Annotated in this window: 12 protein-coding genes and 3 pseudogenes; 13 read left to right on the top strand and 2 right to left on the bottom strand. The window is 56.0% G+C overall.

From position 1 onward, the window contains the following. Window positions 1-157 precede the first annotated feature (157 nt). The 12 genes and pseudogenes from Q4577_RS19065 (at window position 158) to Q4577_RS19010 (ending at window position 17,061) form a co-directional block, all read left to right on the top strand. Window positions 158-1,187 (top strand): annotated as a pseudogene (locus Q4577_RS19065) (IS30 family transposase). 24 nt (window positions 1,188-1,211) lie between these two features. Beyond that, window positions 1,212-1,790 (top strand): annotated as a pseudogene (locus tag Q4577_RS19060) (ISNCY family transposase); the annotation flags it as partial. A gap of 241 nt (window positions 1,791-2,031) precedes the next feature. Continuing rightward, window positions 2,032-3,153: a GDP-mannose 4,6-dehydratase gene (gmd, locus tag Q4577_RS19055; protein WP_303471886.1), complete on the top strand. Its 1,122-nt coding sequence runs from the start codon at window positions 2,032-2,034 to the stop codon at window positions 3,151-3,153. Between the two features lie 41 nt (window positions 3,154-3,194). Beyond that, the gene (locus tag Q4577_RS19050) at window positions 3,195-3,929 is read left to right on the top strand and encodes a sulfotransferase domain-containing protein (protein WP_303471884.1); all 735 of its coding nucleotides are present in this window, start codon (window positions 3,195-3,197) and stop codon (window positions 3,927-3,929) included. Between the two features lie 30 nt (window positions 3,930-3,959). Beyond that, a complete protein-coding gene (locus tag Q4577_RS19045; protein WP_303471882.1) occupies window positions 3,960-4,928 on the top strand; it encodes a GDP-L-fucose synthase in 969 nt (322 codons plus the stop codon). A 73-nt stretch (window positions 4,929-5,001) separates the two neighbouring features. Beyond that, entirely contained in the window at window positions 5,002-8,877 is a 3,876-nt protein-coding gene (locus tag Q4577_RS19040) for a glycosyltransferase (RefSeq protein ID WP_303471880.1), read from the top strand. 18 nt (window positions 8,878-8,895) lie between these two features. Next, a complete protein-coding gene (locus Q4577_RS19035; protein ID WP_303471878.1) occupies window positions 8,896-9,870 on the top strand; it encodes an NAD(P)-dependent oxidoreductase in 975 nt (324 codons plus the stop codon). A gap of 11 nt (window positions 9,871-9,881) precedes the next feature. After that, window positions 9,882-11,558 (top strand): glycosyltransferase family 1 protein, encoded by a 1,677-nt coding sequence (locus Q4577_RS19030; RefSeq protein WP_303471875.1) that lies wholly within the window; start codon window positions 9,882-9,884, stop codon window positions 11,556-11,558. Window positions 11,559-11,723: 165 nt separating this feature from the next. Next, the gene (locus Q4577_RS19025; protein WP_303471873.1) at window positions 11,724-12,584 is read left to right on the top strand and encodes a putative nucleotide-diphospho-sugar transferase; all 861 of its coding nucleotides are present in this window, start codon (window positions 11,724-11,726) and stop codon (window positions 12,582-12,584) included. 32 nt (window positions 12,585-12,616) lie between these two features. Continuing rightward, window positions 12,617-14,347, top strand: a complete 1,731-nt coding sequence (locus tag Q4577_RS19020) for a hypothetical protein (protein ID WP_303567643.1) — start codon at window positions 12,617-12,619, stop codon at window positions 14,345-14,347. Window positions 14,348-14,390: 43 nt separating this feature from the next. Next, the gene (locus tag Q4577_RS19015) at window positions 14,391-15,815 is read left to right on the top strand and encodes a mannose-1-phosphate guanylyltransferase/mannose-6-phosphate isomerase (protein WP_303471867.1); all 1,425 of its coding nucleotides are present in this window, start codon (window positions 14,391-14,393) and stop codon (window positions 15,813-15,815) included. A gap of 70 nt (window positions 15,816-15,885) precedes the next feature. Beyond that, window positions 15,886-17,061, top strand: a complete 1,176-nt coding sequence (locus Q4577_RS19010) for a nucleotide sugar dehydrogenase (protein WP_303471864.1) — start codon at window positions 15,886-15,888, stop codon at window positions 17,059-17,061. 411 nt (window positions 17,062-17,472) lie between these two features. Here Q4577_RS19010 and Q4577_RS19005 read toward each other — a convergent pair. Continuing rightward, a pseudogene (locus Q4577_RS19005) lies at window positions 17,473-17,595 on the bottom strand (transposase domain-containing protein); the annotation flags it as partial. Between the two features lie 136 nt (window positions 17,596-17,731). On the opposite strand from Q4577_RS19005, the gene Q4577_RS19000 reads away from it, so the two are divergent. Further along, on the top strand, window positions 17,732-22,477 hold the full coding sequence (locus tag Q4577_RS19000; protein WP_303471862.1) for a nidogen-like domain-containing protein: 4,746 nt from the start codon (window positions 17,732-17,734) through the stop codon (window positions 22,475-22,477). 264 nt (window positions 22,478-22,741) lie between these two features. Here Q4577_RS19000 and glf read toward each other — a convergent pair whose 3' ends face one another. Then, window positions 22,742-23,887, bottom strand: a complete 1,146-nt coding sequence (gene glf, locus Q4577_RS18995; RefSeq protein ID WP_303471860.1) for a UDP-galactopyranose mutase — start codon at window positions 23,885-23,887, stop codon at window positions 22,742-22,744. Window positions 23,888-24,012 lie beyond the last annotated feature (125 nt).

Here is a 24,012-nt window from a genome sequence, read left to right as displayed (position 1 = left end):
TGTCAGGCTTTGCTTCCAGGCCCCACGGTGACACTTCTGCTTTGCAAACCCGGTGACATTTCAACTTGGTTGCAACAGCCTCAAGCGCCGGGAGCGCGCTACCCTGAAGTGCGACTCCTATTAGAAAACAATGGCTTATCTAATGGGAGATCATGGCATGGGAGCCGTTTACACGCAACTATCACTGCAAGAACGCCGTAAGATTGAGAACTGGTGGCATGCAAAGGTGCCTGTCCACGAGATGGCGCGCGTCCTCAAGCGCCACAAATCGACGATCTTCCGGGAGATCAAACGTAACTTTTGGACCGATGATGTCTTCCCGAAGAAGTACGCAGGTTACTTCGGTCAATGCTGCACAGTTGCGGACTGATAAGCGTCGGTCCGTGCGACGTAAGCTGATCCGCCATCCGGACCTTTGCAAGCGCGTCACCGAACGGATCAAGCAAGGCTGGACGCCCGAGCAGATCGGTAACCGGATGATCTATGAAGGTGCCAAACTGCGCGTTTGTCAGGAAACGATCTACCGCTACATCTATTCGAAGGAAGGCATGGAAAAAGAGCTATGGTGGTACCTGCCCGACCATCGCAAAGCCCGCAGACCGCGTCGTGCCAGAAAGCGCCAGAAGCCTAAGTTCGACCGTGATGTCAGCATCTTGTTCCGCCCGGACGATGTCGCACACCGCCGCCAGTTCGGTCACTGGGAGGCTGATCTTATCTTGTTCAAACAACGCTTTGGGCAGGCGAACGTCACATCACTGGTCGAACGTGTCAGTCGGTTCACTGTGCTGTTGAAGAACCCGAACAAGCGGACCAAATCTGTCATGGGCAAGATCATGAAAGCTGTGCGTGACCTGCCCCACATCGCGCGACGTTCAATCACCTTCGACCGCGGCACCGAGTTCGTCAGCTGGCCGCACTTGCAGGCTGAGATCGGGACGCAAACCTGGTTCTGCGATCCATCCTCGCCCTGGCAGAAAGGCACGGTCGAAAACACAAACCGACGTGCGCGAAGATGGCTGCCAAGGAAGCGCGACATCACGGCTGTCACAGATCATGAATTGAAAATGATCTGTGACAGCCTCAACGCAACGCCCAGAAAATGCCTCGGATGGAAGACTCCCGCCGAGGTCTTCCGAGAAAAGATGTTGGAGGAAATGGGTCGCCCCCCCTACCCTCAGAAGCAATAGGAGTCGCACCTGAAGTATCGCTCACACCAAAACTTCGGGCCGACCTTGGCAGCAGAGATGCTGGCCGAGCACCACGGGTTCAAGGTCTCGCGCGAGACGGCGCGCAAATGGATGTCCGATGCCGGAATCTGGCTTTCGCGCAAACAGCGCCGGACGTTTCACCAGCCGCGCTTGCGGCGGGAATGCTTCAGCGAGTTGATCCAGATCGACGGGTCTGACCATCGTTGGCTCGAGGACCGGGGTAATCCCTGTACCCTGCTCGTCTTCATCGACGACGCCCCCAATACGTTGATGGAGCTACGGTTCGTCACATCCGAGAGCACCTTCAGTTACTTTGAAGCCCTGGAAAGCTATCTGCTCAATCACGGTCGTCCTGTTGCATTCTACAGTGACAAGCACACCGTGTTCCGGGTTCCAACGCCCAACGAACACATGACGGGCATGACGCAGTTTGGCCGCGCCCTTGCGGAACTGAACATCGAGATCATCTGCGCCAATTCTTCTCAGGCCAAAGGCCGCGTGGAACGCGCGAACCGAACATTGCAAGGCCGGCTGGTCAAAGAACTACGGATCGCTGGCATTTCAAACATGGAAGACGGGAATGTATCGACCCAATGAGATTAGCAGCCTAAATGAAACCCTGATCCATCTTAACAAGGCTAAAAATTGGTCGAAAAAGCAGCGCCACCTCTGGCCATGCGCTTGGCGTCGGGGGCTTTAGTTTTCTCATCTTGTGATCAAAGACACTCTTTGCTAGGCAGACACCGAATGTGGCTTGCGTGCGCTCGTTGCTAACTGAATGGTATTTGCGCTGGCTGAAGGTATTAAACAACGGATTGCAACTATGACAAAAAAAGCATTGATCACCGGTGTCACCGGGCAGGACGGTTCCTACCTTGCAGAGTTCCTGCTGGCCAAAGGATATGAAGTACACGGTATCAAGCGCCGCGCTTCGCTGTTTAACACCCAGCGTGTGGATCACATTTATCAAGATCCCCACGAGCCCAATCCAAAAATGACGCTGCATTACGGCGATCTGACCGACACGTCGAACCTGACCCGCATCCTGCGCGAAGTCGAGCCCGATGAGGTTTATAACCTTGGCGCGCAGTCCCACGTCGCGGTGTCGTTTGAAGCCCCCGAATATACCGCAGATGTGGATGCTATCGGCACCCTGCGCCTTCTGGAGGCCATCCGCTTTCTTGGAATGGAGAAGACGTGCCGTTTCTATCAGGCGTCGACCTCTGAGCTTTATGGTCTGGTGCAAGAGATTCCGCAGACTGAAACAACCCCGTTCCACCCGCGCTCGCCTTATGCTGTGGCCAAGATGTACGCCTATTGGATCGCGGTGAACTACCGCGAGGCCTACGGCATGTATGCCTGCAACGGTATCTTGTTTAACCACGAATCCCCACGCCGCGGCGAGACATTCGTGACCCGCAAGATTACCCGCGGTTTGGCGAACATCGCCCAAGGTCTGGAACAGTGCCTGTATATGGGCAACATTGATTCCCTGCGCGACTGGGGCCACGCCAAAGACTACGTGCGCATGCAGTGGATGATGCTGCAGCAGGACGAGCCCGAAGATTTCGTCATCGCCACCGGCGTTCAGTATTCGGTACGTGAATTCATCACATGGTCGGCACGCGAGCTGGGCATCGAACTGGAATTCACCGGCACCGGTGTCGACGAGATTGCCACCATCGCCAGCATCGAGGGTGACAATGCCCCGGCGCTGAAGGTGGGCGATGTGCTGATGAAAATCGATCCGCGCTATTTCCGCCCAGCAGAAGTGGAAACGCTTCTGGGCGATCCCGCCAAGGCCAAGAAGGTTCTGGGTTGGGTGCCGGAAATCACAGCACAGGAAATGTGTGTTGAAATGGTCGCAGAAGACCTCAAGTCCGCCAAGCGCCACGCTCTTTTGAAAGAGCATGGGTTGGATGTGCCGGTTTCGCTGGAAGGCTAAATGGGGCCTAACTACGCCACCAAAACCAAGGGGTAATACCAATGAGCTTAGTCGGAATTTATTCGTTTCCTAAGTCGGGAAACACGTGGATACGCGTCATTCTGGGGTCCATAATGGCTAATAATGCCAGTCAAATTCCAGACCTCCATAACCAGCAGCTTTCTGAAGCACATACTTTCAACGGTCACCGTTTCTTCAAGCTTCATGCCGGTCACAACGTAAAACACTGGCGTGGCCAGAAACTGGACACAACCCAAGTAGTTCATATTCGCCGTAATCCGCTGGATGTTTTTGTATCCTATCTAAATTTTATTTCCGACAACGTAACAGGAACAGCCCCCATCAAGTTCTCTTCTGTCGAAGAGATTCATGGCACCGATCTCTTCGATCTATACTTCGATACGTTTGTGACGACCGGACACGTAGCTTTGGAGTTCGCTCAAACGACTGGCAGCTATTTCGACCATAACAATTTCTGGATGACGCAAAGCGAGGTGCCCGCGATCCTGTTGAAATACGAGGACCTGCTTGCCGATGCTCAGGCGGCCCTCGCGCCGCTGCGAGATTTCCTGGGTATTGACGATGCGACGCTCAGCTCTGCTTTGAGCGAAACTTCCACGGCGACAAAACCGGACGGGAAATTTTTCTGGAAGCAGAAAAAAAATAATTATTTAGATTATTTGACTGATCGGCAGATAGATCTTTTTGTAAAGTACCGCGGGGAAGAATGCCGTGCTTTGGGTTACGAACCGGAAGGCTTTCGAACCGGCTTGTGATAAAAAGGGCTTAGCTGCAGGAGTTTAATAGTGACGAAAATATATATCGCAGGCCATCGTGGCATGGTCGGTGGCGCGATCTTGCGCAAACTTCAGGCCCGAAAAGATGCCGGTGAGCAACTCGAGCTGATTACCCGCACCAGTGCCGAACTCGATCTGCGCAACCAGATTGCAGTGCGCGATTTCATGCAGACTGAAAAGCCAGATGTGGTGATCCTTGCCGCTGCAAAAGTGGGTGGCATTCACGCCAACAACACCTATCCGGCCGATTTCATCTATGAAAACCTGATGATCGAATGCAACGTGATCCATCAGGCGTTTGACGCGGGTGTGAAGCGCCTTTTGCAGCTGGGGTCTTCTTGCATCTATCCGGGCGCTGTGGCGCAGCCGATGAAAGAGGATGCGCTGCTAACCGGCGTGTTGGAACCCACCAACGAGCCCTATGCAGTGGCCAAAATCGCGGGCATCAAGCTCTGTGAAAGCTATAATCGACAGCACGGCACCGATTATCGCTCTGTGATGCCGACGAACCTTTATGGTCCGGGGGATAATTTCCATCCCGAGAACTCCCATGTTCTTCCCGCGCTGATCCGCCGCTTCCATGAAGCGGCGCGCGACGGGTTGGACGAGGTTGTTATCTGGGGATCCGGCAAACCGATGCGTGAGTTTTTGCATGTTGATGACATGGCAGAAGCCAGCCTCTTTGTGCTCGACCTCGACAAGGCAACTTATGAGGCCAACACCGAACCGATGTTGAGCCATATTAATGTCGGCACCGGCACCGATATTTCCATTCTCGATCTGGCCAAAATGGTAGCAAAGGTTACCGGATTTGAGGGCCAAGTCAGCAATGACCCGTCAAAACCCGATGGCACAATGCGCAAACTGATGGATGTCAGTCGGCTGGCTGATATGGGGTGGACGGCGCAGGTTGGACTCGAAGACGGATTGCGCGAGACATATGATTGGTTCCGGACTTCTGAAACTGTACGAGGCTAATTTTGGCGCGCAGATTTCCATTTAGCTAAGACTGAATTTACGTAGGTTTTGACTCATTTTGCGGGAAGTTAATATGATCGATCTTTCAACTATCGTAATTTCAAACGGCAGGGAATCCGATCTGATCGCCACGGTGAAGTCTCTGGCCATCGGCGAGACCGGTGGTGTGACCGAGGCCGTGATCCTCGTGAAGGCAAGTGAGAAAGCGTCTCTTCCTGAACAGAGCGGCATCACGTTCCAATCCTACGACGGCGATCTTTCAGTTGCCTTGCGCAAAGCTGCCTCTGGCCTGAGCGGCGAAATGATGGTGGTTCTGAATGCGGGAAGCCGTCTTACTGCTGACGCATTGTCGTTTGTTGCGGCTGCACGCCAGGAGCAGAATGCTGACCTGATCATTGGGGCCTGCATTCTGAAGGAGGCTTCAAAAGACAGCGACGCCCCGGCGGACCCGTTGGACTTCCGGCTTATGGTTGCGGCGCTGCCCTGTAGCCCGGAGGCGGCCTTTGTGACGCCTGCCCTCTTTGTCAAAGCTGGCGGTTGGTGGCCGACGAAAGAGGGTGCGCCGTTCCGTCATGGATTGGCGAAGATTGTAGCGGACCGGATCAAAAGCGTCAGCCTGAAGACAGCGCTGGTAGAACCAGCAGAACCCTTTGCCAAAATGCGCCCCACGCAGGATGAGCTGCGGACGATCTTCCCGGAACTTGCCCTATCAGAAAGTGACATTCAGCTGATTGACAGCGTGCTGAATGGCAAGCCTGTGGCAGATGATGCAGGCGCACGCTTGCGCGGCCTACGCTCGGCGCGGCTGAACATCGCCCTGTCACAGGAACTGGGCGCACAGGGCCGGAGCGAAGAGGCGCTGTCGCTATTTGTCGGGGTGGATTGGTCGCGCGGGCCAGCGCGTATCGTGCACACCGCATCTCAGCGCCACAAAGCCCCCTTGTTTACCGTGCTGATCGCAACATTTAATGCTGCTGATGACTTGCCAGCGACCCTGCGCTCAATCGAAAACCAGGGACGTGAGGATGTGGAATGCATCGTCCTGGATGGTGGGTCAAAGGACAATACGCTGGATATCGTCAAGCAATGGCCCAACGTGGTAGCCGATTGCTTCAGCCAACCTGACAACGGGCTTTATGATGCGCTCAACAAGGGGCTTTCTCTGGCCCGCGGCACGTTAATCGGCATTGTCGGGGCGGGTGATTGTTACCTGCCCGGCGGGCTGGATGCGGTGGCCCGGCTGCATTACGAAAACGACAGCGATGTCTATGGTGGCCAGACGCTGGAACTTCAAAACAATGGGGTGTTGACCAAGCGCCACGACGAGCCTTGGGGGCGCAACGCCTTTGTCAGCGGCGGCCCGGTTGGCCATAACGGCATGTTTGCCACCCGCGCCGCTTATGACCGGGTTGGTTATTTTGGTAAAACCTACCCAATGGCCGAGGATTCACGTTGGATGCATCGTGCCATCCATGCCGGATGTAGCTTTACCTATGTCGCGCAGCCCGTGGTGATGTTCCCGCTGACCGGCATGTCCAACAACAATCCCGATCTGGTCTGGCAAGAGGCCCATGGCCTGATCAAGCAGAACTTTCCCGGCATTGATATCGAACGCGAAGATGCGCTGGCGCTGTTGTTTGGCGCGCGGGGCTGGAAAGAGCCCGCCACCATCGCCCCGGTGTTGAAAAAATACGACCACCTGCCGCTGAATATCAGCGCGGCGCTGGCGTTGCAGGCTCAAGGCCCATCGCTTGAAGAAACGCTGGAAATTTTTGACGGCATTAAATGGGACGAAGTCGGCGCACTTTATGAAAAGAACGGCCTGCGCTTCCAGGACGTGAAGCCCCCCGAAACGCCATTGTTGTCGATTGTGCTGCCCTCGTACAATGTCGGCCGCTTTATCGGGCGCACACTGAATTCGATCTTGATGCAGGAATTTGAAGATTTCGAAGTCATTGTTGTGGATGACGGCGGTCCGGATCACACTTTGGCGGTAGCGCGCGCCTTTGCCGCGATTGATGGACGGGTCCGGATTCACTCTCAGCCCAACGGCGGTTTGGCCCAGGCCCGACTTTCTGGATTGGAATTGAGCCGGGGTGACTATGTCTGGTTTGTCGATGCCGATGATCATTTGCGGGATGGCTGTCTTGACCGGATATCCCGGGTTCTGAACGATGAAAGCCCCGACGCTTATTTCATCAACTACGCCTTTATCGACGAAAATGATGTAATCCGAAACGATATGTCAGCCCGCCCTGCTATGGTAGGCACGGTGTGGAATCCGGGGCAATCCGAAGATCTTTACGCCTCGATCGCAGGTTGGAGTGCACAAACCTGGCGGTTCATCGTCAAGCGCCGTGTAATCCATGACAATGACCTGACCTTCCCGGTTGGATATTACTACGAAGACCATCATTTCGCCCTCAAACTCGTGTCCGTGGTCAAAACGATCTATATTGATCCGACGGTCAGCTATTATTATCTGCAGCGCTCGGATTCGATTATGAAGGTGCGGACGCGGCGGGTCTTTGAATTCCTCCATATCCGGCGCTTGTGCCTGGATTTGTTTGAAGAGACCGGATTGCTGACGCGCATGCCATCGTTGGCCGTGACTTATGTCATGCCTGCGATGTTCATTGAACATGTGGTGGACGAAGAATACCGGTCGGAATTCGTCAACGAGGTTCTCGCCGCCCTAAAGCTAGATGAACTTCTGTTACTGCTGCGCTATGGCGGCAGTGCCGAATTTAATCTAATCCGCAAATACTGCCCATCTTGGATCGATAACCTTGCCGACTGGGCCCCCGGAGCCAAGTTTCACCCGATCCTCTCGCATCAAGGCAGCAACCCGGTGCCCGCATCACAGGCCACTGCCGGCCTGCACCCCCTGTCGCGCACACTGAAACAGCATGAGGTTGTCGGCCTTTGGGGTATCGAGGACGGCGGCGGGGTCCCCAATCACCCCGGATCCTTTGCGTGGAGTGATGGCAGCGATGTTTTTGTGCGCCTCAATCTGCGCGGCTATTCCCGCCCGGTGTTCCATATCAACCTGCGCAATGCCCTCCCCGGTCAGGTTCTGGTATTTGAAACAGAGCGCTTCATCTCGACCTTCCCTTGTATCGAAGCTGATATCGATAAACAGAAAACCTATGCCTTCCCGCTGGACGTGACTCAAGATGACGCGGTGGTAAAAATCCACGCGGTCTCTACGGCCACCATGCAGGGCCGCAATCTCGGGTTCATCGTTGAATCCATTGATGTCTTTGACGAAGATCTCGCCAAATTCCTGCCTGCACCGCATTCGACGCCCAAGTCCGATGTCATTGTTGCAGGGCAGGACAGCCGAACCGAAGGGCTTTATGTCGATGTTCGGGTGCAAAAGGAAAACCGACCCTATGTGGTGGTCGGAGAGCGCTGTGACGTCAACGGTACAATTGTTTTTGAACGCGGCACCGGCAAGGTCAGCATCGGCGATGGTAGTTCTATCGGGGGCGGCTGTCTCCTTATCTGCACCCAACCGGGGGGCATCAAGATCGGGCGCAATGTGATGTTGTCCTGGGATGTGGTCGTGATGGACAGCAATGCCCATTCTCTGGATCGACGAATGCGCGAAAACGACGCTGATGACTGGCGCATCGGCGTGGTCCGCGGCCAAATGGGTGGCTTCAAGACCTGGCATGATGTGGCATCGGCACCGGTCACCATTGGTGATGGTGTGTGGATCGGCTTTGGCTCGCTCATCATGAAAGGTGTCACCATTGGCGACGGTGCAATTATTGCCTCGCATTCCGTGGTAACCAAAGATGTGCCAGCTTACAGTGTTGTTGGCGGCAACCCGGCAAAAATCCTTGCCCGCAACGATGAAATCGCCGCACAGCAGCATCTCAAACAGGCCCAGCGTTTCACTGACCTGCCGATACCGGAAATTGAATTTTCCGCTAAAAAATAGAAGATTGGACCGCTTATTATGCTTAAACGGGACCCGAATGACGCTGTGACGCTCGCCCCCAAACGCGCGGTTGTAACCGGGGCTGCGGGCTTTATTGGTCGCCATATCACGCAACACCTGGCGCGACAGGGCTGCCACGTAAGCGGGATCGGGCACTCGGAAATGTCTGATGAGGATCGCAAAATCCTGTCATTGGAAAAATGGTATCCCGGCGGCATCAGCGCCAGCTCATTGGCAGCGGCATCAGACGGGGCCGATGTGATCTTTCATTGCGCCGGCAGCGGGTCTGTTCCGCTTTCGCTGCAGCGCCCCATGGTCGATTTCAACCGGAATGTCGTATCCACGGCAGAGGTGCTCAACTTCTCGCGTGAAAACGGCAAGATCCCGGTAGTCTTTTTGTCCAGCGCCGGAATTTACGGGCGTACCCATGATATGCCGATCCAGGTAACGACCGCTTCTAACCCAATCTCTCCTTATGGCATCAACAAACGCATGGGAGAGACGTTGGTGCAGCAATACGCCACTTATTTCGACGTGCCCTGTGTCATCGTGCGGCTGTTTTCTGTTTATGGGAACGGACTGCGCAAGCAATTGCTTTGGGATGCCAGTCATAAGCTGAACCGAGGTGAGCTGAGCTTTTTTGGCACCGGAGAAGAAACCCGCGACTGGATTCACGTCGAAGACGCTGCCGAGTTGATCGTGCAACTGTGGAGCGGTGCGAGTACCGAGGTACCGATTTTGAACGGGGCCACCGGAGAGAAAGTGGCAATCCGCAGGATTATCCAGCGTTTGGCCAGCTGTTATGGTGTCACCGATCCCATTTCATTTAATGGCGAGGTTCGTCCTGGCGACCCACGCGACTATGTGGCCGATGTAACAGCCTCGCTTGCGACAGGATGGACCCCTCGGGTTTCACTGGAAGATGGGCTGGCCAGATACGCCACTTGGTTTCAAACAAACGTTTTGCCGCAGTTGCAGCAAGACCAATCCTGAGGGCACCGCTTGTGAAAAAGATCGGAATCCATTTTGAGCTGAATACGGACTGGGTTGGCGGAAGTTACTACATCCGAAACCTGATCGCGGCGATGGCACTGCTTCCCGAAGAGGAACAGGCCTTTGTCTATCTGATCAGCTCCCAACCGGACTCGATCCGCTTTATTCAGGAAACCGGGTACAAACGGCTTGGCTGGGTGCACGAGTCTCAATATCAGGCGAAAAAGCTGTCCTTGCCGTTTGACGCATTATTCCCACATCCCACGCCCGGCCATGAGATGCGCACGGTTTCCTGGATTCCCGATTTTCAGGAATTGCACTTGAGTTACTTCTTCTCAGAAGATGAGCTCAAGGCACGCCAGGGCCATCACCGCGGACGTTTTGCCACTGCCGGTCTTGTGGTCAGCAGCGAAGATGTGCGCAAAGATGTCGAGGCTTTCTATCCGGGCGAATGCGAAAACATTTCCGTGGTACGCTTTGCCAGCTTTGATCGGCATGATGAAAACGCCGTCGAAAGTACCCGGGTCAAATATGAACTTCCGGAACGGTATGTGATGTGCGCCAATCAGGTCTGGCTACACAAGAACCATATTGTCGCTCTGCGCGCCGTTGCGCTGCTGAAACAGCGCGGCACCACCGTGCATATCGTCTTTACCGGCAATGAAAACGATTATCGGGTTGCCGGCTACAGTGATTATCTCAAACAGCAGGCTGTTGAATGGGGCATCGCTGATAATGTGCATTTCCTCGGCTTCATTCCCCGGACCGATCAGCTTTGCCTGATGAACGGAGCCCATTACGTGGTACAGCCATCGTTGTTTGAAGGCTGGTCCACTGTGATCGAAGACGCCAAATCCATGGGCAAGTTCGTCGTGGCTTCTGACCTCGGGGTCCACAAGGAACAGCTGACGGAATGCTGCCGTTTCTTCTTCCGCCATGACCCTGTGGCGCTGGCCGATATTATGGGGGAACTGGACGGATATGACGACTTGCCGACCCGCGAGACCGATTACAACGAGGCCCGCCGCGGGTTTGCACGCGATTTCATGCACGCCATTGAAACCTTTCTGCCCGAAGGTCAAACCGGCGGCACCGGCGAGCTGATCTCAGACGAGGCGCTGGCAAAGCTATCAGATGAGAACATGGCCAGCCTGCTCTCCTCGACCGAAGAGACAGGCGACAAACCAGCCCCCGTCCCTGCACCGGCACCGGCGCCCACAGCGGCAAACACCGCCGGAGTTCAAGACATTCTGCTGGCCAATCGCTTTACCGTTGCGATGGATAACAACGACAAAGCGCCCCACAAAATACTGATGATCCACCCCAAAAGTCCGGTGGAGTTGAGCAAGCGTTATGAAAAGCTGCTCGTCAAAGTCGTTTACTCAAATGGCCATTACTTTGTCGAACTCCGGTCCAGCAGTATCAGCCCAAACTTCCTGGAGGGTCTGAAAAAGGTGGAAAAAAACGGCGACATTTCGATCCTGCGCATCACGACAGCCGTCGATCCAAAGGACAAGTCCTATGTCGGCCTCAACTCAGAGCTATCGTCTGAAATTCTTGCCGACATCAACTTCGCTCTGAGAACCGGAACCAACAAACTTCAGGCATTGTATTCTCAGAATACCGCCTTGGTGCCAGAGTATTGGCGCCCCCTCCTGGCGGGCATCAGCATTCGTCACAAAAAATAGGCAGTGCCCGGTCGCTGTCTGCGAATTTTAGCCAAGACGCACGTCGGATGCGAAGACGCGAGGCGGGCCGGGTTGCCGTTTTGTCTCTTTGCATCAGAGACGGTTTAAGATATCCATCCGTCGGATAAAGCGGATGCCAAATAGGCCCGTAGATATGGTGCGGGTATGGAAGGTGAGCCGATGGGCCTTGAGGGTCTTGAGAACTGCGGAGTAATCTATGCGGCGACTGGCGAGGCGTATTTCAAAGAGATGCGTACCTCTATCCGGTCTATTCGTGCCGTGCACCCGGATCTCCCGATCACCGTCGCCTATTCCTGGGAGGGTGCGTTGGCTCGGGTGCTTTTGGAAGATGTGCCCGGAATCTCTTATCTTGATCTCACCGAAGAGGTCTCCAATACCGGCCTGAGGCTGTCGGATGCCATGGAACGCAGCCGCGGTGTCAAGATCAACACAATCAACTTCTCTCCTTATCAGTATACGCTGTTTTTGGACACGGACACCTATGTCCGAAAGTCTCTTGTGCCGATCTTCGAGGCCCTGCGTGACGGCGATACCCAGATTGTTCTAACCAATGAACCCGTCGCCCACTATCCCAAAGAACAATACGACGCATTGGCGGATTCCGACCGGCCAAACGCCGCGGGCCTTTTGAGCCTCTCCAACCCCAAGTTCTACAATTCCGGCGTTTTCGCCTTTCGCGACACCGTGCGCGACTATGGCGTCGGTCGTGAATGGGTCTCGACCTTTCTTGCACAATCTCGTGCCCCTGCGACCAGCAATTGGTCCCGCCTGTGCGATCAGAGCGCTTTGAACAAGACCGTCAACAAACTTACGAATGTTCCTCGCAAGATCCTGTCCAACACCCAATGGAATGCACAGTGCAAGATCCTGTTTGAATTGCACAAACAGGGCCGTTGGGACGATATTCACATCATCCATTGCAAGATGGTGCACCACCTTGGGCCTGATCCGCAAAAACTGGTCAGCAGCGAATATATACGGAATTTCGAGCTCGTTGAGAGCTAAGGTCCACAGGCAAGCGAGAAGGCACGACACAAGTGAGACGCGATCACAATCAAAAGGCTGGAAGCCGCGTACTGGTTGTGGGCTTCAGTGTCACCGACGAGATGTCCTTTGTTGAATTCGCCCGCAGACGCACAGCGGATCGGGGTGATCTGACCTTTGACAAGGTGGGGATCGGCGGCTGGACACCGGTTGAACTTCGCCATGTCATCGGCGCGATCCTAGATCATTATACGCCTGACTATGTGATCTATGAAATCGCCACTTCGCAGCTGCGTGCCCAGGGGCGCCACCGCAATGATCACATGGCATCGCTTCAGGCACTGGCCAATGCGGCCGCAACGCGCGGCATCCGCCGGATTTCCTTTTTCGACCTGCCGCGCGAAGATGTCGTGGAACAGGGTGACTGGCTCTGGGCCATGCACAAATCGTTTTGCGCGCAATACGGGTTGGGATACAAATCGGTGCCGCTGGGCAAGGATATGCTGCGCGATGTGGTCCATCCCAGTGATCGGGGCAAGGAAGTCTTTACCGACGCCTTTATGGACCTCCTCGACGTGCCCGAGATTCCCGAGACCGCGCGCAAGGCCCTGTGCCAGTTGCCGAATCCGTTTTCCAGCATCGCCGCGCATACCTGCGCCAAAGGCAAACCCGCAACCAAGGTCTATAGCCGCGGCGGTTATGTACAGGATGTGGTCAATATCGCCGGTGGTGAAAGCGTCACGTTCGATTTCGGTCCGCAACCGGTTCAGGTGATGGGTTATTCGATGTTGCTTGGCCCGACCACCGGCGCGGTGACCGCGACCTCGGGGAATTTCTCGCATCTGGCCAAAGGCTATGACGCGTTCTGTTATTACGAACGTATCGGCGCGGTTCAGTTCAAGCCGGAACCGCTGACCAACCTGACCCTGCGCCAGCACCCGGACGTGCCGGAAACGGAACTCCACAAGGGCGACAAAAATCTTGGGGGTCGGACCGGTCATATCGGTCGTTTCTTTATCCTTACCGATGGCAAACAGGCCAATGCGGCGCCCCCCAAGCTGACCGGGCGCGCGCGCGAGAACCGGTTGATCCATCTGCACCAGCCACGCACTGGGGGTCGCTCACTGCAACAAGCGTTCCGCGATCACCTCCCACAAGAGCGTGTGGTGTCTTTCAACCCCGGCAATCCGGACGCGGTACAGACAATGCTTGACCAGGATGCATGGCAGGTCTTTACCGGATCCTTTTTCGCGCTGCCCGGCCGGATTGCACGCCAGCTTCTGGCTCTGCCTATCTGGATGACTGTAGTGCGTGATCCCGGCGAACGGCTGGTATCCTTTCTACATTACGCCCGCGCCGTTCCGCAGCTTGGGGCCTGGCACCAAAAACTCAAAGACCTGTCTTTGGAAGACGGGATTGACCTCTTGGTCTCAGAAGAATCGTCTTATGCGCAATCCAGCCAGTGCCGGGGGATTGTTTGGGGAGAAGAAGACCCGACCTGCACGGGCGCGCGCCGTGTTATGGCGCGCCGTTTTCGAATGGTCTGCGCGCTGGAGCATCTCGATCAGGGTTTTGAAAGCTTGAAAGCCCTCAACGTTGTGGCCAACGACGCCAAAACACCACATATATTTCAGAGCCTTCCACGAGACGACGCGCTTCTCGCCTTTGCCCGCAGAACCCTGGGGAAGCGTGCTGCAGAAGATGTGGCATTACATCAAAGCCTTTTGCAGTCAGGGCCGGAAATCTCTGAGCCCGGTCTCTTAAACCAAGTTGAAACCCGCTAAAAATTGTCTTTTTAACAACACTATACTTAGACGGAGACTAGCCATGACAATCCACCCCATCCTCCTTTGCGGCGGGGCCGGTACCCGGCTCTGGCCGTTGTCGCGCAAATCCTATCCCAAGCAATTCGCCAAGCTGATGGGTGACGAAAGCCTGTTTCAGGCCTCTGCGCTGCGTCTAACCGGCGAAGGCTTTGCCGCGCCAGTGGTCCTGACCGGAGATCCGTTCCGCTTTATCGTGACCGAACAGCTGGCCGCGGTTGAAATGGCGCCGCAGGGCATCCTGATCGAACCCGAGGGCCGCAATACCGCCCCGGCGATCCTTGCCGCCGCACTGTGGCTGGCTGCCAAGGACCCGAAGGCGCTGATGCTGGTGGCACCATCTGATCACGTGATCCCCGATGCCGAGACCTTCCGCGCCACCGTTACGGCCGCCGCGCCGCGCGCCGAAGCCGGTGACCTGGTGACCTTTGGCATCACGCCAACCCGGCCGGAAACCGGTTATGGCTACCTTGAGATGGCAGCGGGCAGTGACGCTGCTGCCAATACCCCACAGGATCTGGTCCGTTTTGTAGAAAAGCCCGACGCAGCGCGCGCGACCGAGATGCTCGAGGCTGGCAATTTCTTTTGGAATGCCGGGATTTTCCTGTTCACCGCAGAGACCCTGATTGCCGCCTATGGCGCCCATGCGCCCGGTCTGCTGACCGCTGTTGAGGCCGCTCTTGCCGGAGCCGAGGCCGATCTTGGCTTTACCCGCCTTGAGCCAGAAGCCTGGAGCAAGGCTGACGATATTTCGATTGACTATGCCATCATGGAAAAGGCCACCAATCTGGCCGTCATGCCTTATGGCCATGCTTGGTCTGACCTGGGCGGCTGGGATGCGGTCTGGATGGAAAGCGCACAAGACGAAGGCGGCAATGCGGCCTCGGATCATGCCACCGCAATCGATTGTTCGGGCACATTGCTGCGCTCGGAAACACCGGGACAAGAAGTTGTGGGCATCGGGCTTGACGATATGATGGTCATCGCCATGTCTGACGCCGTGCTTGTTGCTCCAAAATCCGAAGCACAACGTGTCAAGGAAGCGGTTTCCGCGCTCAAGGCCAAGGGCGCCAGCCAAGCGGTCCAATTGCCCCGCGATTACCGCCCTTGGGGCTGGTATGAAAGCCTGATTGTTGGCGGACGTTTTCAGGTCAAGCGCATCGTTGTCCATCCCGGCGCCTCGCTGTCGCTGCAAAGCCACCACCACCGGTCCGAACACTGGATCGTGGTCGAGGGCACCGCTCAGGTAACTGTGGATGAGGATGTGAAGCTTTTGACCGAGAACCAATCGGTCTATATCCCGCTCGGTGCGGTGCACCGGATGGAAAACCCGGGCAAGGTGCCAATGGTTCTGATCGAAGTGCAGACCGGCAGCTATCTGGGTGAGGATGACATCATCCGCTACGAAGACATCTACGCGCGCAGCTAAGCGGCGCACTTCCGGTGGCCCTCCTGTTATGTGCAGGGCCACCTTTCTCCTTTCTGAGAGTATCTGACCCGTGTCCAAATATAAAATCGCTGTCGCAGGGATCGGCTATGTCGGCCTGTCAAACGCTGTTCTTCTTGCCCAGCATCACAACGTTATCGCTGTCGATATCGATCAGGGCCGGGTTGATATGCTCAATGATCGCAAATGCCCGATTGTTGATGCAGAGCTTGAGGTTTACCTCGCCGAAAAGCCGCTCAACCTGACTGCAACCACGGATCCGGCCGAAGCCTATGGCGATGCGGATTTCGTGATTGTGGCGACGCCGACCAATTACGACCCGGACACCAACTTCTTTGATACCTCTTCGGTTGAAACGGTGATCAACACGGTGCTGGCGATCAACGCCAAGGCCGCCATCATCATCAAATCAACCATCCCTGTGGGCTATACGGCTGATTTGTCCGAGCGACTGAACACGGATCGGATCATGTTCAGCCCTGAGTTCCTGCGGGAAGGCAAAGCACTTTACGACAATCTCTACCCGTCACGGATCATTGTGGGCGAACATTCCGAACGGGCCCGTGTCTTTGCAGGTCTGTTGCGCGAAGCGGCGCTGCGCCCGGATGTGCCCGTGCTTTTCACCAACCCTTCCGAGGCCGAGGCGATCAAGCTTTTTGCCAATACCTACCTCGCCATGCGGGTGGCCTATTTCAACGAGCTGGACAGCTATGCGCTGACCAACGGGCTGGATACCCGCCAGATCATCGAGGGCGTTGGGCTCGATCCGCGGATCGGCACCCATTACAACAACCCCTCGTTTGGCTATGGTGGCTATTGTCTTCCCAAGGATTCCCGGCAACTTCTGGCCAATTATTCCGAAGTGCCACAAAACCTGATCCGCGCCATCGTAGATGCCAATCAGACCCGCAAGGATTTCATCGGCGATCAAGTGCTTGCGCTGAAACCCAAATGTGTCGGCATCTATCGTCTGGTGATGAAAGCCGGCTCCGACAACTTCCGTCAAAGCGCGGTGCAGGGCATCATGAAACGGATCAAGGCCAAAGGCATAGAGGTTGTGGTGTTTGAACCCTCGATGGACGAGGATCATTTCTTTGGCTCCGAAGTGATGCGCGATCTCGACGCATTCAAACAGCGCACCGATGTGATCATTGCCAACCGTCGCACCGAGGATCTGGCGGACGTTGCAGATAAGATATTTACCCGTGATCTATTTGGATCTGACTAACGAGGATCAGGCAAGCCCGTCTATCATGTTCGTGTCGGCGCCAACCGACCGGATCGCTTACAGCTGCGGGCCAAATAATACGTTCTCATGAGCGTTCATGATTTTCCCGACATGATACGGCTACCCCGCCGGTGCGAGAGCCTCAAAATTTTGTAGCCTGTGCGCTCGATGGAGACGGCGGGCCGAGCCGACGGGTGTCATTCTTGCATCCGCGGATCGGAGACCGCCTGACCAAATTCCATGCGCGGTGACCTCTGTCCAAGACCGGATATTTTTCCCAAAGCACAGACCGAGGATTTCCCTGTCAATGGCCGCCATCTCAAGCGCAGCGTAGAGGAAGGGTCAGACCGTCAGCGGCGTCTTCCGGGCGATATCCCAGATAAATCGCCATCGCCCGATTGATGCCGCGGGTTAGTCAGGCGCCCAGTTCCAGAGCACCGGTTCATCAATCCGGTTGTTCTTGTGATCGTGGATACGGTCAAAGACGCCGACGAGATAAGCGCGCGGATCGATGCCGTTCAGCTTGGCCGGTTCGTTCCGAAAAAGAAAACAGTCAAGCCTTGTAATGCAATCATGTCTCGATACAGTGTGCCCGGTTAATTATTGATCACCCTGCCGGCGGTCTTAGTATTTTTATTGCGAACGGCCATATTCAAAAGGAATTCTCATTATGTCTGGTCCCAATAGTCTTGACCCAGTCACCGACAACACGCTGCTGCCTTATACCGAGGCTGATGGCGGGACGCTCATCGCGCAAGGCGACGATAATTCCGAATTGTTCAGCATTAGCAGCGTCTTCGAGAACGGATTCCTGTTTGGCGGCCGCACTTTCGACGAGCTCTTTGTCAGCACCAATGGCGGCGTGACTTTCGTCGATCAGACCTTGAATTTCTTCGGGACCTTTGAAAACACCGACTTTGTCATAGCGCCCTTCTTTGATGATCTCGACAACCGCACATTGCCGCCAAGCGCCACTGCCGGCATTTATTTCAGCACCAATGACAGCCGCGATTCTGTTGTTGTCACATGGGACGGCGTTGGTATTTTCTCCAACAACGTCACCGCGCCAAACACCTTCCAACTTGAGATAATCGACCTCGAGAACGGGGACGCGCGGGTGATCTTTCGTTATGAGGACATGGGCAGCTCACGCGGGAATACTTTCCAGATGGGCCTTGTCGGCGATGGCGGACCGCGGCTTTTCCTGCGCGGTGGAACCGCTGGGGACGAACTTGGACCCGCAGCGGACATGGACACGCAGATTGGCAATACCGGCGTGGCCGGGGTCTGGTCCTTTGACATTATCGACGGTGAGCTGCAGATCGACGATCTGATCGGCAACACCGAAACCGGCAACAGCAACCCCAATACGATCAACGGGACCGACCGTAACGATGTGCTGCGCGGCGGTGGAGGCAACGATACAATCAACGGTCGTCTCGGCATTGACCGTCTTTTTGGTGATAACGGCAATGATGAGATCAACGGCGAAGAAGACGACGACATCCTTCATGGGGGCGACGGTGTTGACACGCTGAATGGCGGCACCGGCGATGACACGCTCTTTGGCGACGCGGGTGACGACGAGCTGCGCGGGGACTCTGGCATAAACGAGCTTGACGGCGGCGAAGGGGCAGACGACCTGATCGGCACCGGTGGTACGTCCTTTGCGTCCTATGGCAGTTCCTCAGCTGGCCTGACGGTCAATCTTAACAATGCCACTCTCAATACCGGGGATGCGGTCGGCGATACCTATACCAACATCAGAAACCTGATCGGGTCGGAATTTGACGACGAATTGACCGGCGACAACCAGGACAACATCATCATGGGTGGCGAGGGCCGCGATGCCATTGATGGTGATGACGGGGATGATGCGCTGTTCGGTGGAGGCGGCGACGACACGATCACCGGCGGTGACAACGACGACACGCTTGCCGGCGGCGCAGGCGGAGATGTTCTTATCGGCGGCCCCGGAAGGGATGCCGCAAGTTACAGCGACACTGACGACGGTATTGTGGTCGACCTTGCCAATACCGCGCTCAATACCGGCGATGCCGCCGGAGACAGCTACTCCGGCATTGCCGACCTGATCGGCGGCACCGGCGACGACACATTGGCTGGCAACAACAGCGACAACCAGATCGACGGTCTGGACGGCGCGGACCTGTTGATTGGTCGTGACGGCGACGACACGCTGAACGGGGACAATGGCGATGACACGCTGAACGGTGGCCTGGGCGGCGATGACCTTGATGGCGGTCGGGGAACCGACGCTGCAAGTTATGAAGATGCGACCGCGGGTGTTTTTGCCAATCTCGCTAATTCAGCCACAAACACCGGCGAAGCGGACGGTGATACATATAACAACATCGAAAACCTGATTGGGTCGGGCTTTGACGATACCCTGGCTGGCAACGGCAGCGACAACCTTCTCATCGGGGGTGATGGTGATGACCGATTGGTCGGCAACGGCGGCGACGATACCCTTCAAGGCGGCGCAGGCGCGGATGAGCTGAGCGGTGGCGGTAACATCGACACAGCCGACTATTCTTCGGCTTCATCCGGGGTCTCGGCAAGCCTCTTTGACTCGTCCGGCAATACCGGCGATGCGCGCGGTGACACCTATAACAGCATCGAAAACCTGATTGGCACTGCGTTTAACGACACACTCGGCGATGACGCCGGTGACAATATGATCATGGCCGGCGACGGTAACGATCTTATCAATTCGCGTGGTGGGTCCGATTTCTTTGTCGGTGGCGAAGGCGAGGACACAGTTTCATACGCCGACAGCGGTTTTGTTGTCGTCGACCTCGAAGATTCGACCGCGAATGGCGGCGCGGCCACGGGGGCGGTATTCGCGGGTATCCAGCATCTTGTTGGGTCGAACCAAGCCGATGATCTGTTTGGGGATGGCGAAAACAACAGCATTTTGGGCGGCGGCAACAATGACAACCTGAACGGTCGCGACGGAGATGATACGTTAGATGGCGGCACAGGTAATGACACACTGACGCTTGGATCTGGTGCCGATTCAGTTGTTGTCCGGCTTGGGATGGGCAACGACACCGTCACTGATTTCGACCTCTCCGAAGACAGCCTTGATCTGTCCGCATTGTCTGCGGCTGAGCAGGACGCAATAACCGTATCGGCCAACGGAGCAGGTGATCGGGTCCTGACGCTGAGCGACGGGTCTACCCTGACAATGGACGGTATTCCCGAGAATAGCGCCCCAACCGGTGCCGCCAACATCAGCGGCACAACCACGCAAGGCGAAACGCTAACCGCAGAAACCGGAACTATTCAGGATCTCGATGGGCTGGGCGCATTCAGCTTCCAATGGTTGCGTGACGGGGTCGCTGTAAGCGGTGAAACCGCCAGCACCTATCAGCTGGGGCAGGACGATGTCGGCGCAGAGATAACCGTCACCGTGAGCTACACCGACGGTTTCAACGCCGAAGAGCAACTCACCAGCGCGCCAACCGCTGCGGTTCAGAATGTAAATGACGGTCCAACCGGCGCAGCGGCCATCAGCGGGACAGCCACGCAAGGCGAAACGCTAACCGCAGAAACCGGAACTATTCAGGATCCCGATGGGCTGGGCACGTTCAGCTTCCAATGGTTGCGTAACGGGGTCGCCGTAAGCGGTGAAACCGCCAGCACCTATCAGCTGGGGCAGGACGATGTCGGCGCAGAGATAACCGTCACCGTGAGCTACACCGACGGGTCCAACGCCGACGAGCAACTCACCAGCGCGCCAACCGCTGCGGTTCAGAATGCAAATGACGCCCCAACCGGCGCAGCGACCATCAGCGGGACAGCCACGCAAGGCGAAACGCTAACCGCAGAAACCGGAACTATTCAGGATCTCGATGGGCTGGGCGCATTCAGCTTCCAATGGTTGCGTGACGGGGTCGCCGTAAGCGGTGAAACCGCCAGCACCTATCAGCTGGGGCAGGACGATGTCGGCGCAGAGATAACCGTCAGCGTGAGCTACACCGACGGTTTCAACGCCGACGAGCAACTCACCAGCGCACCAACCGCTGCGGTTCAGAATGTAAATGACGCCCCAACCGGCGCCGTGACCGTTGATGGGACCCTTGATCCGGGCGACGTGCTGACGGCGAACACGTCAGCGGTTCAGGATCTGGATGGGCTGGGCACATTCAGCTTCCAATGGTTGCGTGACGGGGTCGCCATAAGCGGTGAAACGGGTGCGACATACACAACGACGAATGCAGATGGCGAAACGTCGGTCTCTGTGAGCATTCAATACACCGACGGGGGTAACACCGTTGAAAGCCTTACCAGCGCCGGGGTTTCGATTGCTGCGCCTAGCAACATCCCGACGACAGGGCCGGACGATCTGATCGGAACGGTTGGTGACGACAATGTGGATCTGCTCAATGGGGCTGACCGGTTCGTGGGTCTCGAAGGGGATGATACCGTTCTCGGACGTGGCGGCGATGACACGATCAACGGCAACGAAGGCAACGATTCACTCACCGGCGACGGCAATAACGATTCCCTTTCTGGGGAAGCGGGCAACGACACACTTCGTGGTGGGGTTGGCGAAGACACCCTTTTGGGTGGCGACGGTAACGACCTTGCCTTTGGCGGGGGTCAGGCCGACCGGATATTTGGGCATGGCGGCAATGACACGCTCAACGGCAACGGCGGCAACGACGGCATTTTTGGCGGCAATGGCCTTGATGTCATCAACGGTCAGGATGGGAATGACATTCTGGGCGGCGGCGGCGGCTCGGATACCCTGCGCGGCGGCAATGGTGACGACAACATCGGAGGGGGTACACAAAATGACCGGCTCTTTGGTGAAGGTAACAATGACACATTGCGGGGCGAAGGCGGCAACGACAGCCTCTTTGGCGGCAATGGCAATGACTTGCTGCAAGGACAGATCGGCAATGACACGCTCAACGGGGGCAATGGATCAGACACCCTGCGCGGCGGGACCGGGCAGGATACCCTTAACGGGGGCAATCAAAATGACCGGGTCTTTGGCGAAGGCGGGAATGACACCGTGCTTGGCGGCGAGGGCAATGACACGCTCGGCGGGGGCAATGGAGGCGACATTCTCCGAGGTCAGGCCGGGAATGACAATCTGACGGGTGGTGCCGGCAATGATACCATTCACGGAGGATTTGGCGACGATACGATGATCGGCGGCCAGGGGGCCGATACCTTTATCTTCAATGCCACCGATGGCAATGACGTCATCCGGGATTTCCAGGACGATATCGATAGTATCCAGTTGGGGAATAACAACTTCAGCCTCTCGGTCAACAACGGCAACGCGGTTCTGACCTTCACTTCAGGCAGCACGCTGACAATCGAAGGAAACTTTGCGAATACGGCTGAGGCCCAATCGGTTCTTGGCGACGATTTCCTGTAATGTCTTTTGTCTAAATCTGTCGTCACGCGTCCTGATTGGATGCGTGACGACGCAAGAGTTTCACCAAATAGAAACCCGCGTTTGCGATATTGGGTTTGTGAACCGATTGGTGATGCCGAAACGCCATCGCGTTTCGGCATCAACTGAACAATATGTGCGCTATCGCTCGCTTTGGACGCATGCAAGTACGCAAAGCCAAGTCTTTCAAAGCCAAGTCTTTCAAAACCAGGTGTTTCAAAGGGGCTCCGAAATGCCTTTTCCGCCTCAGAGCGGCGCTTTTACGAAAGCCGGCATTGTCGCCCCTGCGGCTTGAGTCCCCAGAAAGGTTTCTGCGGTGTCCAGCGCTTCGCGAATGGTCACATCCATATCAAGATAACGATACGTACCCAAACGCCCCATAAAGGTCACGGACTTGCTGTTTTCGGCCAGCGCCACATAGTCGGCCAGCAATGCTTTTTCATCGACCATACGGATCGGATAATAAGGGATGTCCTCGGGCTCAGCCGCGCGGCTGAATTCGCGGTAACACACCGTCCCTTCGTGGCTTTCCCAAGGGCTGAAATGCTTATGTTCTGTGATCCGGGTGAACGGCACATCCCGGTCGCCGTAATTCATCACCGCGCAGCCCTGATAATCGCCTTTGTCGGTGAAGCGTTCAAAATCCAACGTGCGATAGCCCAACCGCCCCAGCCGATAGTCGAAATATCCGTCCAGCGGCCCGGCATAAAACACATGATCGAACTCGGCCGCCATGTCGGCATTGAACCATGTGTTCAACCGCACCTCGATGGCACTGTGATCAAGTATAGCCTCGATCATCGGGGTATAGCCATGTTCCGGCATGCCCTGAAACCGATGGAAAAAGTAATTGTCGTCGTAGTTGAACCGCACCGGCAACCGCTTGAGGATCGAGGCGGGCAGCTCGGTTGGCGAACAGCCCCATTGCTTTTCTGTGTAGCCTTTGAAAAACGCCTCATAGAGATCATTGCCGACAAAGCGCTGCGCCTGTTCCTCAAACGTCTGGGGGTTTTCGATCGAGGTATCAGCCTGTTGTTCAAGAAAGCTGCGCGCCTCCGCCGGGCGCATCGTCTTGCCATAAAACTGGTTGATCGTATGCAGGTTCACCGGCAGCGAATAGACCGCGCCCTGGCTGGTGGTCTTGACCCGGTTTTTATAGGGCATGAAGGTCGTGAAACCATTCACGTAATCCCAGACTTCTTCGTCGTCGGTATGGAAAATATGCGGCCCGTAGGTATGCACCATCACGTCGGTTTCGGGATCGCGCGCGGTATGGCAATTGCCCCCCACATGATCGCGCCCGTCCACAATCACAATTTCATGGCCCGCTTCGGCCAAACGACGACCTGCAACAGCACCGGACAGCCCGGCTCCAACAAAAAGAAGTTTCAAAATAGCCTCCGGTAATCTTTGCGGCTTTCTTCCACACTTAGCCTCTTTAGGCAACCAAGCCACAGCCGCCCATACTGTCCCGTCACATTACGAACCGTGCATCTTATCACCTTCCGGCAACATCC

The organism is Marinovum sp. 2_MG-2023 (genome assembly GCF_030548265.1).
Taxonomy (GTDB): domain Bacteria; phylum Pseudomonadota; class Alphaproteobacteria; order Rhodobacterales; family Rhodobacteraceae; genus Marinovum.
The sequence above is the reverse complement of the archived record's forward strand: the minus strand, read 5'-3'. Positions and strand labels throughout refer to the sequence as shown.

Bases quoted from the DNA above. Each gene is read 5' to 3' on its own strand.
- Q4577_RS19000 (WP_303471862.1), top strand. From the start codon at position 17,732: ATGTCTGGTCCCAATAGTCTTGACCCAGTCACCGACAACACGCTGCTG.
- Q4577_RS19025 (WP_303471873.1), top strand. From the start codon at position 11,724: ATGGAAGGTGAGCCGATGGGCCTTGAGGGTCTTGAGAACTGCGGAGTA.
- Q4577_RS19050 (WP_303471884.1), top strand. From the start codon at position 3,195: ATGAGCTTAGTCGGAATTTATTCGTTTCCTAAGTCGGGAAACACGTGG.
- Q4577_RS19015 (WP_303471867.1), top strand. From the start codon at position 14,391: ATGACAATCCACCCCATCCTCCTTTGCGGCGGGGCCGGTACCCGGCTC.
- Q4577_RS19040 (WP_303471880.1), top strand. From the start codon at position 5,002: ATGATCGATCTTTCAACTATCGTAATTTCAAACGGCAGGGAATCCGAT.
- Q4577_RS19035 (WP_303471878.1), top strand. From the start codon at position 8,896: ATGCTTAAACGGGACCCGAATGACGCTGTGACGCTCGCCCCCAAACGC.
- gmd (WP_303471886.1), top strand. From the start codon at position 2,032: ATGACAAAAAAAGCATTGATCACCGGTGTCACCGGGCAGGACGGTTCC.